This is a genomic window from Mesocryomonas fontinalis (assembly GCF_055730125.2).
This window is the reverse complement of sequence record NZ_JBUZWG020000001.1, coordinates 768651-783996: the sequence shown is the minus strand read 5'-3', so window position 1 is coordinate 783996 and position 15346 is coordinate 768651. Positions and strand designations below refer to the sequence as shown.

The 15346-nt window shown below is 68.8% G+C and carries 14 protein-coding genes and 1 riboswitch; of the genes, 4 read left to right on the top strand and 10 right to left on the bottom strand.

Annotation, left to right across the window (positions count from 1 at the left end; all coding sequences use genetic code 11):
* Nucleotides 1-364: 364 nt before the first annotated feature.
* Nucleotides 365-3007 carry an AAA family ATPase gene (locus ACZL02_RS03565; RefSeq protein ID WP_472938800.1) on the bottom strand — a complete coding sequence of 881 codons (2643 nt, stop codon included), beginning with the start codon at nucleotides 3005-3007 and terminating at the stop codon, nucleotides 365-367.
* Nucleotides 3007-4137: a metallophosphoesterase family protein gene (locus ACZL02_RS03560; protein WP_472938799.1), complete on the bottom strand. Its 1131-nt coding sequence runs from the start codon at nucleotides 4135-4137 to the stop codon at nucleotides 3007-3009. The genes ACZL02_RS03565 and ACZL02_RS03560 overlap by 1 nt, the downstream gene beginning before the upstream one ends.
* A 175-nt stretch (nucleotides 4138-4312) precedes the next feature.
* On the opposite strand from ACZL02_RS03560, the gene ACZL02_RS03555 reads away from it, so the two are divergent.
* A complete protein-coding gene (locus tag ACZL02_RS03555) occupies nucleotides 4313-4858 on the top strand; it encodes a gamma carbonic anhydrase family protein (protein ID WP_472938798.1) in 546 nt (181 codons plus the stop codon).
* On the opposite strand, the gene ACZL02_RS03550 is transcribed toward ACZL02_RS03555, so the two are convergent.
* From ACZL02_RS03550 to ACZL02_RS03535, 4 genes are all read right to left on the bottom strand, one after another.
* Entirely contained in the window at nucleotides 4855-5580 is a 726-nt protein-coding gene (locus tag ACZL02_RS03550; RefSeq protein ID WP_472938797.1) for an energy-coupling factor transporter transmembrane component T family protein, read from the bottom strand. The two genes, ACZL02_RS03555 and ACZL02_RS03550, sit on opposite strands and share 4 nt — an antisense overlap.
* Complete coding sequence (locus tag ACZL02_RS03545; protein ID WP_472938796.1) at nucleotides 5580-7262, bottom strand: ABC transporter ATP-binding protein; 1683 nt, start codon at nucleotides 7260-7262, stop codon at nucleotides 5580-5582. The genes ACZL02_RS03550 and ACZL02_RS03545 overlap by 1 nt, the downstream gene beginning before the upstream one ends.
* Entirely contained in the window at nucleotides 7255-7833 is a 579-nt protein-coding gene (locus ACZL02_RS03540; protein ID WP_472938795.1) for an ECF transporter S component, read from the bottom strand. Before ACZL02_RS03540 ends, ACZL02_RS03545 begins: the two co-directional genes overlap by 8 nt.
* A 37-nt stretch (nucleotides 7834-7870) precedes the next feature.
* Entirely contained in the window at nucleotides 7871-8533 is a 663-nt protein-coding gene (locus tag ACZL02_RS03535) for a YkoF family thiamine/hydroxymethylpyrimidine-binding protein (RefSeq protein ID WP_472938794.1), read from the bottom strand.
* Nucleotides 8525-8635, bottom strand: a riboswitch (TPP riboswitch). (Overlaps the previous gene by 9 nt.)
* A gap of 159 nt (nucleotides 8636-8794) precedes the next feature.
* Here ACZL02_RS03535 and ACZL02_RS03530 point away from each other — a divergent pair.
* Nucleotides 8795-9919 carry a pyridoxal phosphate-dependent aminotransferase gene (locus tag ACZL02_RS03530; protein ID WP_472938793.1) on the top strand — a complete coding sequence of 375 codons (1125 nt, stop codon included), beginning with the start codon at nucleotides 8795-8797 and terminating at the stop codon, nucleotides 9917-9919.
* Nucleotides 9920-9973: 54 nt separating this feature from the next.
* On the opposite strand, the gene ACZL02_RS03525 is transcribed toward ACZL02_RS03530, so the two are convergent.
* Nucleotides 9974-10249, bottom strand: a complete 276-nt coding sequence (locus tag ACZL02_RS03525; RefSeq protein ID WP_472938792.1) for a sel1 repeat family protein — start codon at nucleotides 10247-10249, stop codon at nucleotides 9974-9976.
* Between the two features lie 404 nt (nucleotides 10250-10653).
* Between ACZL02_RS03525 and ACZL02_RS03520 the strand changes: the two genes are divergently transcribed.
* On the top strand, nucleotides 10654-10992 hold the full coding sequence (locus ACZL02_RS03520; protein ID WP_472938791.1) for a DUF2147 domain-containing protein: 339 nt from the start codon (nucleotides 10654-10656) through the stop codon (nucleotides 10990-10992).
* A gap of 57 nt (nucleotides 10993-11049) precedes the next feature.
* On the opposite strand, the gene ACZL02_RS03515 is transcribed toward ACZL02_RS03520, so the two are convergent.
* From ACZL02_RS03515 to ACZL02_RS03505, 3 genes are all read right to left on the bottom strand, one after another.
* The gene (locus ACZL02_RS03515) at nucleotides 11050-12246 is read right to left on the bottom strand and encodes a diguanylate cyclase domain-containing protein (protein WP_472938790.1); all 1197 of its coding nucleotides are present in this window, start codon (nucleotides 12244-12246) and stop codon (nucleotides 11050-11052) included.
* A gap of 11 nt (nucleotides 12247-12257) precedes the next feature.
* Nucleotides 12258-12767 carry a putative pterin-binding protein gene (locus ACZL02_RS03510; RefSeq protein WP_472938789.1) on the bottom strand — a complete coding sequence of 170 codons (510 nt, stop codon included), beginning with the start codon at nucleotides 12765-12767 and terminating at the stop codon, nucleotides 12258-12260.
* A 194-nt stretch (nucleotides 12768-12961) separates the two neighbouring features.
* Nucleotides 12962-13663, bottom strand: a complete 702-nt coding sequence (locus ACZL02_RS03505) for a glutathione S-transferase family protein (RefSeq protein ID WP_472938788.1) — start codon at nucleotides 13661-13663, stop codon at nucleotides 12962-12964.
* Nucleotides 13664-13840: 177 nt separating this feature from the next.
* On the opposite strand from ACZL02_RS03505, the gene ACZL02_RS03500 reads away from it, so the two are divergent.
* On the top strand, nucleotides 13841-15343 hold the full coding sequence (locus tag ACZL02_RS03500; RefSeq protein WP_472938787.1) for an AMP nucleosidase: 1503 nt from the start codon (nucleotides 13841-13843) through the stop codon (nucleotides 15341-15343).
* Nucleotides 15344-15346 lie beyond the last annotated feature (3 nt).

Below are 15346 nucleotides of genomic sequence, written 5' to 3'. Positions count from 1 at the left end.
GTCAAGTTAACAGGTTAGGGTTGGGCCTTGCTTTTCGAGGACAAAACCTGCCCCTGCCGCATCCCCTGATTTGAAAGGTCCGAAGCACCGCCCCGTCTCTCTCTGAAATGACCATCACCCAGCGAGAGATTCGATGCAATCACGCAATCGCCATCCGGGGGGTCATGAGCCGTATTGAACACACCCCTGTGGCGTGAATGCCACGATTTCGTTCACCCCCTCTTAACCATGATGAAGAAAGGGTTAATTTTGGCGCTGAACCGGCGATGGCGGGGCAAATGAGGCCGGTTCATTCGCTGAATCCGGCCAAAGGCGGGCAAACTTGGCCGACGGCCTCATTTGACAGTTTGGGGGTTTCGTCCGGCTAGATCCGGAAGATCTTGCCACCGAGGCCGCGGAAGTCACGCTCGCGGCAGGTCAGCACGATGATCTGCATCGACTCGGCCGCCAGCTGCAAGACGAGATGCATCCGGGCGAGGCGCTGCTCGTCGGTGTTGACGAGCGCATCGTCTAGAATCACCAAAGCGGGGTGGCCGCCGGACTTCAGCACCTTGGCGAGCGCCAGCCGGGTGACCACCGCCACCTGCTCGCGTGCGCCGGCCGACAGCCGCTTGAACTCCTCGGCGACGCCGCGGCGGTGAAGGCCGGTGATCGCCAGCGTCGCGTCGTCGAAAGCGACCTCGCTCTCGGGGTGGATCAGCTTCAGATAGGGCGCGACCTGCGCCTTGATCGGCCCGAGCCAATGCTCGCGGGCATCGCGCTGGGCACCGATCAGCGTCTCGTGCAGAAGCCGCGACGCTTCCGCCTCCAGCGCCAGGCGCTGCCGGCGCGCATCGAGCCTCTCGATCTCGCCACCGATGCGCTCGATATCCTCGCCGAGGGCGCTGAGCCCCTGGGCCCGCAACTCGCCTTCCAGGGCTGCGGTCTCGTCCTTCAGCTGGCCGACGACCCGGCGAACCTCCTCCAGCGCACGGCGACTGGCCTGCAGCGAGCGGACGGCGGTCTCGGGGTCGGCTTCGTCAAGGTCGCGCTGGCGCAAGGCGACCACGGCGTTCTTGGCGCTGCGCTCCAGCTCGGCGGCGGCCAGATCCTCGTTCAGCGCCACTTGTCCGCGCGCAGCCTCGGCGTCGCCGAGTTCGCGCTGCAACCGGGCGGCCGCCTCGGCAAGGTGCTCGGCCTCGGCTTCCGCCTTGGCGAGCCGCGCCGCGTGGGCGGAAGCTTCGCTTCGAGCGAGTTCCAGCGCGGCATCGGCGGCGCTCGAGCGGGACTGCGCCTGCTTGCGAAGGGCCCGCGCGGCCTCGGCAGCATCGGGGCCGGCGTCGCTCGCTCCGCCGACAGGCTGCGGCGCGAGACGGGAAAGCTTGGCGCGGGCTTCGGCGAGCGCCTTGGCGGCAACGGCCTCCCCCTCCGGCAGGATGGCTTCGACCTGGCGCCGCAGCAGGACGATCTCGCGCTGGCGCGCCTCGATCTGTGCCAGCCGGCGACGCGCGGCTTCGACATCGGCGACGCGGTGACGCGCCAGCAGGGACGTCAGGGCGGCATCGGCCGCCTCGAAACCGCGACGAAGCTCGCCGGCATCGCCGCCCGGCTCGATCGTCACCGCGCCGAAACCCTCGAGCAGGAACGTGCTGAGCGCCAGAACCGGCAGCGGCGCAGCCCCATCGACCGACGCGCCCGACGGCAGCTGCACGCGCCTGCCCGCGTCGGGCGCAAAACTGATCGTCGGCGCAGCGGCGGTGACCAGGATCTCGGCCTCGCGGCGCTTTCGCTCGGACTGTTCGAGGGCCTGCAGCGCCTTCGCGTCGAGCGGAGGCCCCAGATCCTCCGCCGAGAGGGCGGCAAGCTGCCGTGCGAGCGCCGCCGCCTGGCCGAGCCGCGTCTCCAGCGCCAGGATATCGGCGGTCAGCCGGCGATGCCCGGCGCCGGCTGCAGCGGCCTCGTCGCCGGCCTCGGCCGCTGCAAGGGCCGCGCGGGCTCTCACGCGCTCCTCCTCGAGACGGCCGAGCCCTTCAAGGCCCGCCTTCTCGGCGCTGCGGCTATCGGCGAGCCCGGCCGCCGCTTCCTGCGCCGCAGTTCCCGCCAGCCGGACGCGGCGGGCGAGGTCCTCGCGGGCCGAAAGCCGCTCGCCCGCCGCCTGGCGCTGCAGGGCGGCGTGGTCGAGCGCCCGCCGCGCCTCCTGCAGCTCGCGCTCATAACCCTCGATGGTGCGCGCGCGGCGCTCGCCAACCTCGACCGTCCGCTCCGCGGCGCCGATCGCGTCCTCGCTGAGATAGGCATGCAGGACTTCGCGGCGGCTGCGCAGCCGGTCGATCTTCTCCTCGTAGTCGCGGCGCAGCGCCTGCTTCTCCGCAAGCTCGGACCGCAGCGAGGCGAGAGCCTCCTCGGCCTTGCCGAGCGGGCTCGACGACGCCATCCGGCCGGTCGTGGTGAAGAAGCGGTCCTGCAGCGCCTTGGCCGCGCCGAGCAGCGCGCGCCCCCGGTCGCCGCCGAGGATCTGGCCGATCTCGCCCTCGAGCGAGGCGGTCACCGCGTTCTTGCCGACGCCAAGGTTCAGGTCATGCTCGTGCGACCGTCCCTGTTCGACCCAGAGCAGGCCGAAGGCGCCCTGGTGCTCGTCGAGCTTGGGGCGGCCGCTGCCGGGATGGGCGAAGCGCAGCAGCTCGGCGAGACGCTCCTCGACGGCATCGCCCGACAGCGCGCCGCCCGGCCAGGACAGCTCGGCCTCCGGCCGCTGGAGGAAACTCTTGCGCAGCTGGTAGCGGGTCCCCGCGGTCTCGAAGGCGACCGAGATCTCAGGCCGCGCGGCCCGCCCATAGGGCGCCAGCGCCTTGGTCGCCTCGCCGCTCGCCCGGTGCTTCTGAAAGAAGGCGGCCCTTAGCGCCAGCAGCAAGGTCGACTTGCCGGCCTCGTTGTCGCCGACGATGACGTTCAGCCCCGGCTCGAAGCCGTCGAGATCGACAGCACCGAGCCCGGCAAAATCCTTGAGCGTGAGATGGCCGAGATACATCAGGCGTCTCCCGCATCCGCAGCGCTCACGCGCGCGTGTTCTATATATGCCATTCGCAGTGCCAGCGCCGCCGCCGCGCGCTGCGGGTCGGCGGGGTCGGCGGCCTTCAGGCGCAGCCGGTCGATGGCGACCCGCACGAAGCCGGCGACGTCGATGCGGTCGAGGTCCTCCTCGTCCGGCGCGTCGATCAGGCCGGCGTCGGAAACCCTGAGGTCGAAGACACTGGCGCCGAGGGCCGCCAGGCGCTCGTCGAGGACGACGCGCTCGCGCAGCGGCATGGCGCCGGACAGGTTGAGGTCGAGGAGCGTGTCTCTCGGCCGGCGCAGATCGGCCATCGCATCGTCGAGACCCGCGGCCTCCGTCAGCACCACGTCGCGCGAGATCCAGATGAAGTGGCCGGTCGCGACCGGTTCGACGCGCGGCGCGGCGCCCGGCGCGTCGATCTCCACCAGAGCGACGAAGCCCGGCCGGTTGGCGGGATAGCGCTCGGGCTCGGGCGTGCCGCTGTAATAGGTGCGCGCGGCGATCTCGAGGAAGCCGTGCCAGTCGCCGAGCGCGAGATAGTCGAGGCGCGCACGGACGGCGCGGTCGTCGGCGATCGGATTACCGCTCTCGGCCTTCTCCGGCAGCCGGTTGGCGACGGAGCCGTGCGCGAGGCCCACCCGCACCGCACCCGGCGGCGTTTCGGCCTCGTCGAACCAGGCGGTGAGGTCGGCGCCCTCGTGCCGGCGGGTGAGCGGCGCGGGCAGCACCACGAGCCGCCCGTCGGCAAGCGTCAGCGGCAGCGGCGCATCGGCGATCAGGAGGTTGGCCGGCGGCCCCATCCGGCGCAACCGGCTCCAGACCGAGACGCTCAGCGCCGCATCGTGATTGCCGGGCAGCATCACCCATGGCCCGGCGAAGCCTGCCATCGCCTCCAGCGTCCGGCGGATTTCCCGCTCGCTCACGGTATTGTCGTCGAAGGCGTCGCCGGCGACCAGCACGGCGTCGCAGCCGCGCTCGGCGGCCAGCCGCGCGATGCGCTCGACGGCGCGGAAGCGCTCCGCCTTCAGCTCGCCGCGGGTATCGGCGTCATAGCCGCCGAAGGGCTTGCCGATCTGCCAGTCGGCGGTGTGCAGGAAGCGGATCACGGTCGCCCAATCTGAAGCTGTGCCAAGCAACCTTGCTGCGAAACGGCGCGGGCAAAAGCAAGGCGTCCCTCCTGCAACCCTTGGATATCAACCGCTTTCCCGCAACTCGGCCCTTGTCGCTTGACCCTCCCTCCTAGCTGCCGCACGGTTCGGGAGACGGACAGGAGGATACGGCATGGCGATCTATTCGCTCGACGGCGAGGCACCGGACATCGCGGAGGGCGTCTACGTCGCCGATGGCGCCCGGGTGATCGGACGTGTCCGGCTGGGGCGCGGCGTCGGCATCTGGTTCGGCGCCGTCCTGCGCGGCGACAACGAGTGGATGACCATCGGCGCCGAGACCAACGTGCAAGACAACGCCACCTTGCACAGCGATGCCGGCCTGCCGCTCGCCATCGGCGCCGGCTGCACCATCGGCCACGGCGCCATCGTCCATGGCTGCACGATCGGCGACAACACGCTGGTCGGCATGGGCGCAACCATCCTCAACGGCGCCAGCATCGGTCGCAACTCGATCGTTGGCGCCAATGCCCTGGTTACCGAAGGCAAGGCGTTTCCGGACAATTCGCTGATTGTCGGTTCGCCGGCGAAGGTCGTGCGCGAACTCGACGACGCCACTGCCGAGGCGCTCAAACTCTCGGCGGCGCACTACGTCGCCAACGCCCGCCGCTTTGCGGAAGGGCTGAAGCGGATCGACGGCGTACCCTCGGACGTCGACTAGCCCCACACGGCAAGGGCGACGCCGAGCAGCAGCGCGCTGGCCACGGCAAAGCCGGCATCGCGCCAGGAAAAGCCGGGTACGTCGGTCAGCGTCCGCTTTCGCCCGGGCGAGAAGCCACGGGCTTCCATGGCGATGGCGGTGCGCCCGGCGCGGCGGATGGCGAAGGCGAGAAGCGGGATCAACAGCCGCAGGATCGCGCCGGGAGAGGGAAAGCGGCGGAGCGGGCGCCCCCGCCGCATGGCGTCGGCGATGCGGATCTGCTGCGCCTTGGCGGCAAGGTCCGGCACCATCTGCATCGCCGCAAACAGCGCATAGGCGATGCCGGCGGGCAGCCGGAGATAGGCCATCAACGCCCGCACGAAGCCGCCGGGATCGATCGCCCGGGCAAAGAAGATCGAGACCATCCCGCCGGCGATCGCGCGCAGGAACAGCACCAGCCCCGCCCGCCCCGCCTCGGAGGCCGCAAGGTCGGCGGAGAACACGGCGACGGCGGAGTTCTCCTGCCGGAAGAGGATGTTGGTGGTGAGGAAGCCGAAACCGAACAGCACGAAGGGCACGGTCAGGCCGAGAAGCACCAGAACCCGCGTGCGGGTGAGCGTCACGGTCATCCCGGCAAACAGCAGGATGGCGAAGAGCTGGAAGCCGGGGGTGAACACCATGGTCGTCGCCAGGATCCAGGCGAGGCAGGCGCCGAGCACGGTCAGCGGGTTGACGGCGCCCATCACCGTGCCGCCAGCCAGCGAAGCGCCGGCGCGAGCAGCGGCTCGGCGAGGCCGTTCTCAGTCATCAGCGCCGCATCCAGCAGCAACTCGCGCGCCGGCCCGATCGCCTGCAGGCGTCCCTCCCCGAGGATCGCCACCCGGTCCGCCAGCCGCAGCGCCAGGTCCATATCGTGGGTGATGACGACGATGGCGCGGCCGCAGGCGCGGAGAGCGTCGATCCGCGCGGTCAAATCGGCCGTGCCGGCCGCGTCGAGCCCGGCGCTCGGCTCGTCCAGCACCAACAGCGGCCAGCGGTCGGCGGCATCGATCGCGGCCAGCGCCAACCGCCGCTTCTGGCCCTCGGACAGCGTGAAGGGATGGCGGTCCTCGAGCCCCCCGATGCCGAAGCGGTCGAGAGCGACGTTGAGACGCGCTGCCCGCTCCGCCGCGGGCATGGCCGGCGGCAGCATGGCACCGATCTCGTCGCGGACCGAGCCGGTCGCGAACTGGTCCTCGGGATGCTGCAGGGCGATGGCGCCGGGCGGGCCGCTCCGCGCGCCGCGTTTCAGGCGCAGCAGCCCGGCAAGGCTTGCACCGAGCGTCGACTTCCCCGCCCCGTTGCGCCCAAGGAGCACCAGCACCTCGCCGGCATAGACTTTGAGGGAGATTTCCCGCAGCACGACGGGGCCGAGAAACGGCGCGCAGTCGGCCTTGTCGAGGCGGACGATTTCCGCGCCCGGCTGCGTTCTCCCTTGCAAAGGAAGCCGCTCGGCCAGGAAACCTGCCACCGCGGCCCTTGCCGCCGCCTGAAGCTCGGGCGGCAGCCGCTGCAGCGGCGCGAGCGCTTCGGCAGGGGTCAGCGGCGGCGGGTCGAGGGTGATGCCGGCCGCGATCAGCGCCGCGTCGAGATGGGCGGCCAGCGGCTGCCAGAGCCCTTCCGCGCGGAGGACGGCATGGCTTGCCCGGAACACCTCGCGCGGCGGCCCCTCGGCGATCACCTGCCCGGATCGGCCGAGCACGACGACGCGGTCGATGGCGTCGATCAGCCCGTCCAGCCGATGGTCGACGACGAGGCAGGCGCGGCCTCCCGCCGTGTCGTGCAGGACCGCATGCAGCCGCGCGGCCGCCTCGGGCGAGAGGTGCGCGGTTGGCTCGTCGGCGAGGAGGATCGGCGCGTCCTGCGCAAGGATTGCCGCGAGCGCCACCAGCTGCCGCTCGCCGCCGGACATCGAGAGCGAGCGCCGCTCCCGCCATTCGCCGGGCAGGCCGAGGCGCTGCATCACATCCGACACCCGGGCCTCGATCGCATCCGGCGCCATGCCGAGGTTCTCGCAGGCGAAGGCGATCTCGTCGCGCACGCGCATGCCGCAGAGCACCTGGTCGGCGTCCTGGAAATAATGCCCGACGGTATCGGACCACTCGGCCGGCGAGCGGCTGTCACCGGGCCGGCCGAACAGGCGCGTCGAGCCCGAGACGTCGGCGGGAAGGTTCGCCGGCACCAGCCCGGTCAACGCCAGCAGCAGCGAGGACTTGCCGGAACCGGAGGCGCCGAGCAGCAGCACCCGCTCGCCCGGCAGGAGCCGCACGTCGACCGGGCCGATGGTCGGCGTGCCGGCGAAGGTGATCGCCGTCCGCCGCCATTCCGCCGCGGCCACCCCGTCGCCGGAGGGTGCGCCGGCGCCGAGGGGGTGTGCGTCAGGCAAGCGCCGCCCGCCGGTCGGTATCGATCTTCAGCCCGTGCAGCACGCCGGTCCGGTAGAGCGCGGCGACGATGGCGTGGCCGAGCCAGCCGCCGAGCAGCGCGCCCGACAGGCAGCGCAGCGCGAACATGGCGATCAGCAGGCCGGGCGCCAGCGCGCCGTAGTCGAAGCGGATCCAGGTGTAGATGAAGCTCGCGATCGCCGCGCCGACGCCGGCCGCCATCAGCACCGGCAGCGAGTAGTTGCGCCAGCGGGTCGCGGCGAACACGGCTTCCGCACCGGCGCCCTGGATCATGCCCGAGAGGATCAGCAGGAGACCGCCGGGGCTGCCGAGCAGGATCTCGACCGCCGCCGCCATCACTTCGGCGGCGAAGGCGACGCCGGGCTTGCGGATGATCGCCGCGGCGACCACCGAGGCGATGAACCAGAAGCCCATGAAGACGTCCATCGAGACGGCGCCGAGGGCGGCCTGGGCGATCAGCCAGATCTGCACCCAGCCGAGATAGAGCACCGCAAAAACCGCGCCGAGGACGGCGACGACGAGCGTTTCGCGCAGGGTCCAGCCTGTTCGCATGGCAGTTCTCCGGATGTGAGGGGGCAGTCTGGGGACGTCAGGAAAGGCTGGCGACCGCCGGGCTAACAGCCGAAGGACTGTTCGCCGGGCTAACAGCCGAAGGACTGTTCGCCGACAGGGTCACGTCGAGGGCGACATGGGCCCCCTCGGGTGCAAAGCGCAGAAAAGCTTCCGACAGCGTCGCGAAGACCATCCCGGCATCACCGGACAGTTTCGTGCAAAAGTTCTTAGAGCGGTCGAAGACGCCGGACTGCTTGAGGAAGTCAATGCAGGCGTAGATCTCGTCCATGTGCTCGCCGCGGCCGAGCGGATAGTAGGAGAACTGCGCCGATATTGTCTGGCCGGTGGGGGCAGCAGCCGCGACGGCGGCAAGGCTTTGTGCGACGCGCTGGTCGAGCGGACCGAGCGGGGCGAAGCCGCCTTCCGGCGGCGAGCAGATCGCATCGTCCGGCTCGCCGGGACAGCCGCGCGACACCGTGGCCGACAGCACCGTGTGCACCCCGCCACGGGCGGCGGAGACGAAGAGGTCGCGCATGGCCGGGAAGAGTTCCTCCGGCGGGCCGACGACGAGCGTCGAGAGGTCGTCGGTCTCGATCCTGAACCGCGGGCGGTAGGGATCGAGCGCGCCAAGCGCACCGAGGATGACGGCGACGAAATCGTCGGTCATCGGATAAAGGGAAATCTGTGCGCCTGAAAACATCGCTCGCCTCGCTCCGCTGGCATTACCCAGATCAGCTTGAGGGTTTGAAGGCCTGCGCCCTCGTCTCAGCCCCGGCATTGCGGAGCACCCCTGTCGTGACGGCGTTTCTACGCCCCGCGGAGGGCGGGCACAAGGGCTTTTCGAGAGGGCGCGCGCACCCCGACGTTGCCCGGCGGCGCCGCGGGCAGCCTTGCGTCTCCCGCCGCAACTGGCACTCCTGCGAAAAATTCGGCAGAAGGGGCGGCCAACCAGGACCTTGCCATGACGCGCACGCTGTTTTCGCCCCTCACCCGCTCGCTGCCCGCCAGCATTCCCTTCGTCGGGCCGGAAGCACTGGAGCGACAGGCCGGCACGGCCTTCAAGGCGCGTCTCGGGGCGAACGAGAGCGTGTTCGGCCCTTCCCCTGCCGCCATCGAGGCGATGCGCGCTGCGGCCTCGGAAAGCTGGGCCTATGGCGATCCCGAGCAGGCCGAGCTGAAGTCGGCGCTCGCCGCGCATCATGGGCTAAAGCCGGAGAACATCACCGTCGGCGAGGGCATCGACGGCCTGCTGGGCCTCTTGGTGCAGCTCGCCACCGAGCCGGGCGATGGCGTGCTGACCTCGCGCGGGGCGTATCCGACCTTCAACTACCACGTCGCCGGCCATGGCGCGGTGCTCGACATGGTGCCCTACCGCGACGCCCGTCCGGAGATCGCCGAGAACATCGACGCGCTGATCGAGCGCGCCCGCGAGACCCGGCCGCGCCTCCTCTACTTCGCCAATCCGGACAACCCAACGGGCTCTTGGCATTCGGCCGAAGCGGTCGGGCGGCTGATCGCCGAGACGCCGGAGGAGACGATCCTGGTGCTCGACGAGGCCTATTGCGATTTCGCGCCGGCGTCCGCGCTGCCGCCGATCGATCTTCTCCGGCCGAACCTCCTGCGCTTCCGCACCTTCTCGAAGGCCTACGGCATGGCGGGCGTCAGGGTCGGCTACGCCATCGGCGAGGCCGGCTCGATCCGCCAGTTCGACAAGGTGCGCAATCATTTCGGCGTATCGCGGATCGCGCAAGCCGGCGCGCTCGCGGCGCTCGGCGACCAGGCGTTTCTCGCGGATGTCGTGCAAAAGGTTGCGGCGGGACGCGCGCGGCTGGCCGCGATCGCGACGGCGGCAGGGCTTTTACCGCTGGCCTCGGCGACGAACTTCGTCGCCATCGACTGCGGCCGGGATGCGGCCTACGCCAAGGCGGTGCTCGCCGGCATTCTGGCGGAGGGCGTCTTCATCCGCATGCCCGGCGTCGCGCCGCTCGACCGGATGATCCGCGTCACCGTCGGCCGTGAGCCGGACCTCGCGCTGTTCGAACAGGCGCTGCACACTGCCCTGGACGGGCTCGGTCGCAACGGCTGATGCAGCTGGCCTCGCGGGCCGTGGGTGCAATGCCAGCCGCTTAGTTCCAAGCGATCAGTGCCGGGCGATCCAGTCGCGGGCGGCGCGCAGCGCCTTGGCGAGTTCCGCCTTCGACATCTGGTCGGCGACTTCCTGGCGGTGGAAGGCGGCATCCTCGACACCGTCGCGGGCGGCGAGGTTGAAGTACATGTGGGCGGCCACGAGATCGACAGCGCCGTCGCGGCCGAGCGCGCAGAGCAGGCCCATCTGGAACAGGACGTCCGGCGACGGGGTAAAGACGGTGGCGCCGATGGTGCCGGTGGAGTGATCCGAGAAATCGAAGCGTGCCATGTCCGAAGGTCTCCTGATGGTGCGGTTCGCCGGTTGCCCCGGCCGCTCTCTGCTGCCCTGGAGAATGCACCCTTCGCTTCAACACCCGCTTAAAAGGCGTGGCTAATTTGAACTAAACACCATGCTCATCTTTCACTAACCTTTGGCCATCCGCCCATCTGCAGCCCCTATACGCCAGCGGCGACAGCAAATGCGGCGGGATACGGGCAAGCGGACGGTGAACGCTTGCGTAACCATTCCGAGAATCAAAGCGTCATCTTCGGCGTTTGCGCCGAAACGCGAAAAGCCCTGTCGCGCAGCGGCCAAATCACGCTTTGTCAGCGCCACCCGCCTGGTTTACGTCTTTGCTCCGGGGACAGCGCAAGCGCCGGCATGGCGCCGCATCCCGGCTGGGGAGGATGAGAATGAATCGCATCATGATCGCTGCCGCATCGCTCGCGATGATCAGCTGGAGCGCCGTGGCCGCGGAGCCGGTCGTCGGCAGCTGGAAGACCGCCAGCGGCGAGACCGCAAAGATCGCGCCGTGTGGCGGCGACTACTGCATCACGGTGACCACCGGCAAGTTCAAGGGCAAGCAGATCGGCAAGATGAGCGGCTCGGGCGCGGACTACGAAGGCGAGATCCTCGACCCGCAGGCGGACAAGACCTATTCCGGCAGCGCAAAGGTCGGCGGCGCCTCGCTGAAACTCACCGGCTGCGCGCTGAAGATCTTCTGCAAGAGCCAGACCTGGTCGCGGTTGTGACCCCCGGCAGATAGCCGCGCGCCGCCACGGCGGATGTGCGGGCGGGCGAATTGGTGCTCAGGCCGCCCGGCGCTCTGCCCGCTCGCAGCGGCCCTTGCCCCGGCGCTTGGCGTAGTAGAGCGCGTCGTCGGCATGCCGGACGAGATCGTCGGGGGCTTCCAGGCTGTTCTGGTCGCAGCCGACGAAGCCGATGCTGACGCCGATCTCGGCGGCCGTGCCTTCGATCATGAAGGGCATGGCGATCTCGCGGACGATCGTGCTGGCCAGCAGCGCAGCGCTCGACCCGACCTCCTGCGCGTCACTGCAGAGGACGGCAAACTCGTCGCCGCCGAGCCGTGCGCAGAAGGCGTCGGCCGGGGCCAGCGCCCGGATGCGATCGGCGACCTGGCGCAGCAGCTCGTCCCCGGCGTAATGGCCGAGCGTATCGTTGATGTCCTTGAAGCCGTCGAGGTCCAGCAGCAGCAGCGCGAAGCTGTGCCCCTCGCCGCGCACCCGTTCGATCTGCCGGGTCAGTTCCGTCGCAAACAGCGCCCGGTTGGCGAGCCCTGTCAGCGGATCGAAATGCGCCATGCGGTCGAGTTGCTGGTTGCGCACCGTCAGTCTGTCGGAGGTCGCCCGCAGTTCGTCCAACAGCAGCTGCCGCGCATCGTGCGCTTTGGCCAGCAGGCCATTCGCCCGCAGGACCATCGAGAGGAGCAGCGCGCCGAGGGCGACGAGCGCGAGGGTGATGTAGACGGACACTTCCTGCAGGCGAAGCAGGTCGCGCTGGCCGTCGGCCGCCGTCTGCGCGCCGTACTGGTTGGCCTCGGAGGCAAGGCCCATCAGCGGGCGCTCGTAGAACGCCAGCATGTCGCTCATCCGGTTAGCCGAGGCCGGCGACAACCCTTCCGCCATCACGCCGCCGACCTCGGCGATCGCCTCGGCGTAGGATCCGAGCAGCAGGTCGCGCCGGGGCGAGGCCCGCATGAAGGCGCCGAACTCACCGTTGGAAATCGTCGCCAGCCGGTTCAGCAGGATGTCGAAGCGCAGGCGGATCTGCTGGGCGGAGGCGTCCGTCGGGGTCGACACGTAGTCCCGCAACTGACCGCGAAACCGCAGCAGCTCGGCCACCGACTGGCTGCCGATGAAGACGGTGTTGTTGTTGGAGATCTGCGCGATGGCCAGGTGCTGGCGCTCGATGATCAACGAAACATAGGCGAAGGCAGCGATCGTGACCGCCACCAGCACCAGAAGGATGATCTTGAGCTGTCGCATGCCGCCGATGTCTACTCGACGATAAAGCTGGCGACCTGCCAGACCGAGCGCGTGTAGAAGACGTCGCTCCTGAGGTTTGAAGCGCTGTCATAGGGATAGACGATGAACAGCGGGCCCTTGTCGCTGACCGGCATCGGGACACCGTTGCGCCGGTAGGCCAGGATCGGGCGATAGTTTTTGAAATCGGAGATCGGCACGCTGACCTGGTAGTCGTTCAGCGCCGTGACGATGATCGTATCGCCCTTCGCGCCCACCGCCTGCATCAGCTTGTCGAGGTCGACGCCGACGAAGGTCTGCTCGCCCTCCGTCCAGGGGGTGGTGGTGACGATCTCGGTCGCGTCCAGCGCTTCGAGCGACGCCAGGTCGAAACGCGCCTGGCCTTCACCGTTGTGATTGTCGATCTTACCGCCGATGCTGAGGACGATCTCGCCCTTCGGCACCGGCAGTTCACCCGCCGACGCCGCCGGCAAAAACGCCGAGGCAGCGACGCAGAGAACAAGACCTATCGCAAACCTGACCATGCTTCCCCCGGCTTTCCGTTGGGTTCACAATGGGTGCGGACACCTAAGTTTGCTTTAAGAAGTAATTGTCAAAGGTGCGACGCGAAGCAATATTTCGCGGCGCACCCAACACAACTGTAGCAACCGTACCGAGATTGCCGGAGGTCGTAAGCTAACCTGTCTATTCGGGCAGGCGCTGGGAATGTCCGAAAGTCCTACTCCGCGCGCTGGCCGAACAGCACCTTCTGCGCATCGGCATCATCAGCGAGGTTCTTGCGGTGCTCGGCGCCGATGGCAAGGCCCTTCTCGACCGCAGGACGTGCCTTTACGGCCTCGAACCAGCGCTTGAGGTTCGGGAATTCCTCGAGGTTCTGCCCCTGATTCTCGTGCGGCACGATCCAGCCGATCGAGGCCATGTCGGCGATCGAATAATCGCCGGCGAGATATTCGACCGCGCCGAGACGCTTGTTCATCACGCCGTAGAGCCGATGCACCTCGTTGGTGTAGCGGTCGATGCCGTAGGCGATCTTCTCGGGCGCATACTGGCGGAAGTGATGCGCCTGGCCGGCCATCGGGCCGAGGCCGCCGACCTGCCAGAACAGCCACTCGTCCACCGCAACGCGCGCGCGCTCGTCGGTCGGATAGAACTGGCCGAACTTGCGTCCGAGATACTGCAAGATGGCGCCGGACTCGAAGACGGAGATCGGTGCGCCGCCCGGCCCTTCCGGATCGACGATCGCGGGCATGCGGTTGTTCGGGGCGATCTTCAGAAAATCCGGCTCGAACTGCTCGCCCTTGCCGATGTTGACGTAGTGCATCTCGTAGGGAACGCCGAGTTCTTCCAGCATGATGGAGACCTTCCAGCCGTTCGGCGTCGGCCAGTAGTGCAGCTCGATGGGCTTGGTCTGGGTGGTCATGTCGGCTTCCTCTTGCGGATGGCAGATGCGTCTGAGCTAGGGCGGCAGACGGATGGCGCAATCGCCGCGTCCCTGAACGAAGCGTTCAACGGCCCTTGCCCAGCCTGGCGCCATCGTTCCGGCGCATATTTGACGTCTCGGCTTCCGCCAGGGACCCCCGGCGATTAGAGATATGGCATGACAAAGTTCTTCACCGCCCGCCCTGCCCCGATCCTCGCCACGCCGCCGGCCGCGCCCATGAAGGTGTTCGAGGACCCGGCCGCGGCCGTCGCCGAACTGCAGCGGCTCTACCAGCGCGCCGTCTCCTTTCTGTGCGAGAGCTTCGAGGAGGTGCTGGCGAGCGGCGATACCACGCGACGCTTCCGGGCCTACTACCCGCAGGTCTCGCTGGTCACCGACAGCCATGCCCGCGTCGACAGCCGCCTCTCCTTCGGCCATGTCCCCGGCCCCGGCAGCTATGCGGCGAGCATCACCCGGCCCGACCTCTTCGAGACCTATCTCACCGAGCAGATCGGCCTCCTCATCCGCAATCACGGGGTCCCGGTCTCGGTGGGCGACTCCGGCACGCCGATGCCGCTGCATTTCGCCTTCCCCGAGGGTTCCTATGTCGATGGCGCCTCGGCCGAGAAGCTCGACAAGCCGCTGCGCGATATCTTCGACGTGCCGGATCTCGCCTCGACCGACGACCGCATCGTCAACGGCAATTACGAGCCGAGCCCCGGCGAGCCGATGCCGCTCGCGCCGTTCACCGCGCAGCGCGTCGACTACTCGCTGCACCGCCTGGCGCACTACACCGCCACCAGTCCGAAGCATTTCCAGAACTACGTGCTGTTCACCAACTACCAGTTCTACATCGACGAGTTCTGCATGCTGGCGCGCGAGCTGATGGGCCGTGGCGGTGGCGGCTATACCGGCTTTATCGAACCCGGCAACATCGTGACGCTGCCCGGCCACGATGCGCCGGAAAAGGGCATGGCGCCGCTGCGGCTGCCGCAGATGCCGGCCTATCACCTGATGCGCGAGGGTGGCGCCGGGATCACCATGGTCAACATCGGCGTCGGCCCGTCCAACGCCAAGACCATCACCGACCACATCGCCGTGCTGCGACCGCATGCCTGGCTGATGCTCGGCCATTGCGCCGGCCTGCGCAACAGCCAAGCCCTCGGCGACTACGTCCTGGCGCATGCCTATGTCCGCGAGGACCACGTGCTCGATGCCGACCTGCCGGTCTGGGTGCCGATCCCGCCGCTCGCCGAGGTCCAGGTCGCCCTGGAGGAGGCGGTCGAGGAGATCACCGGGCTCGAGGGCTACGAGCTGAAGAAGATCATGCGCACCGGCACGGTGGCGACCATCGACAACCGCAACTGGGAGCTTCGCGACCAGAAGGAGCCGGTCGAGCGGCTGTCCCGGTCACGGGCGATCGCACTCGACATGGAATCGGCGACGATCGCGGCCAATGGCTTCCGGTTTCGGGTGCCCTATGGGACACTGCTCTGCGTCTCCGACAAGCCGTTGCACGGCGAATTGAAACTGCCGGGCATGGCGACCGACTTCTACAAGCGGCAGATCGCCCAGCACCTGCGCATCGGCATCCGGACCATGGAGAAGCTGGCGGACATGCCGCCCGAGCGGCTGCATTCGCGCAAGCTGCGCTCCTTCTTCGAAACCGCGTTCCAGTAGGCG

Excerpts from the sequence above, each read along its gene's own strand:
- ACZL02_RS03565 (WP_472938800.1), bottom strand. The coding sequence starts at position 3,007 with ATGTATCTCGGCCATCTCACGCTCAAGGATTTTGCCGGGCTCGGTGCT.
- ACZL02_RS03555 (WP_472938798.1), top strand. The coding sequence starts at position 4,313 with ATGGCGATCTATTCGCTCGACGGCGAGGCACCGGACATCGCGGAGGGC.
- ACZL02_RS03550 (WP_472938797.1), bottom strand. The coding sequence starts at position 5,580 with ATGGGCGCCGTCAACCCGCTGACCGTGCTCGGCGCCTGCCTCGCCTGG.
- ACZL02_RS03540 (WP_472938795.1), bottom strand. The coding sequence starts at position 7,833 with ATGCGAACAGGCTGGACCCTGCGCGAAACGCTCGTCGTCGCCGTCCTC.
- ACZL02_RS03535 (WP_472938794.1), bottom strand. The coding sequence starts at position 8,533 with ATGTTTTCAGGCGCACAGATTTCCCTTTATCCGATGACCGACGATTTC.
- ACZL02_RS03530 (WP_472938793.1), top strand. The coding sequence starts at position 8,795 with ATGACGCGCACGCTGTTTTCGCCCCTCACCCGCTCGCTGCCCGCCAGC.
- ACZL02_RS03525 (WP_472938792.1), bottom strand. The coding sequence starts at position 10,249 with ATGGCACGCTTCGATTTCTCGGATCACTCCACCGGCACCATCGGCGCC.
- ACZL02_RS03520 (WP_472938791.1), top strand. The coding sequence starts at position 10,654 with ATGAATCGCATCATGATCGCTGCCGCATCGCTCGCGATGATCAGCTGG.
- ACZL02_RS03515 (WP_472938790.1), bottom strand. The coding sequence starts at position 12,246 with ATGCGACAGCTCAAGATCATCCTTCTGGTGCTGGTGGCGGTCACGATC.
- ACZL02_RS03510 (WP_472938789.1), bottom strand. The coding sequence starts at position 12,767 with ATGGTCAGGTTTGCGATAGGTCTTGTTCTCTGCGTCGCTGCCTCGGCG.
- ACZL02_RS03505 (WP_472938788.1), bottom strand. The coding sequence starts at position 13,663 with ATGACCACCCAGACCAAGCCCATCGAGCTGCACTACTGGCCGACGCCG.
- ACZL02_RS03500 (WP_472938787.1), top strand. The coding sequence starts at position 13,841 with ATGACAAAGTTCTTCACCGCCCGCCCTGCCCCGATCCTCGCCACGCCG.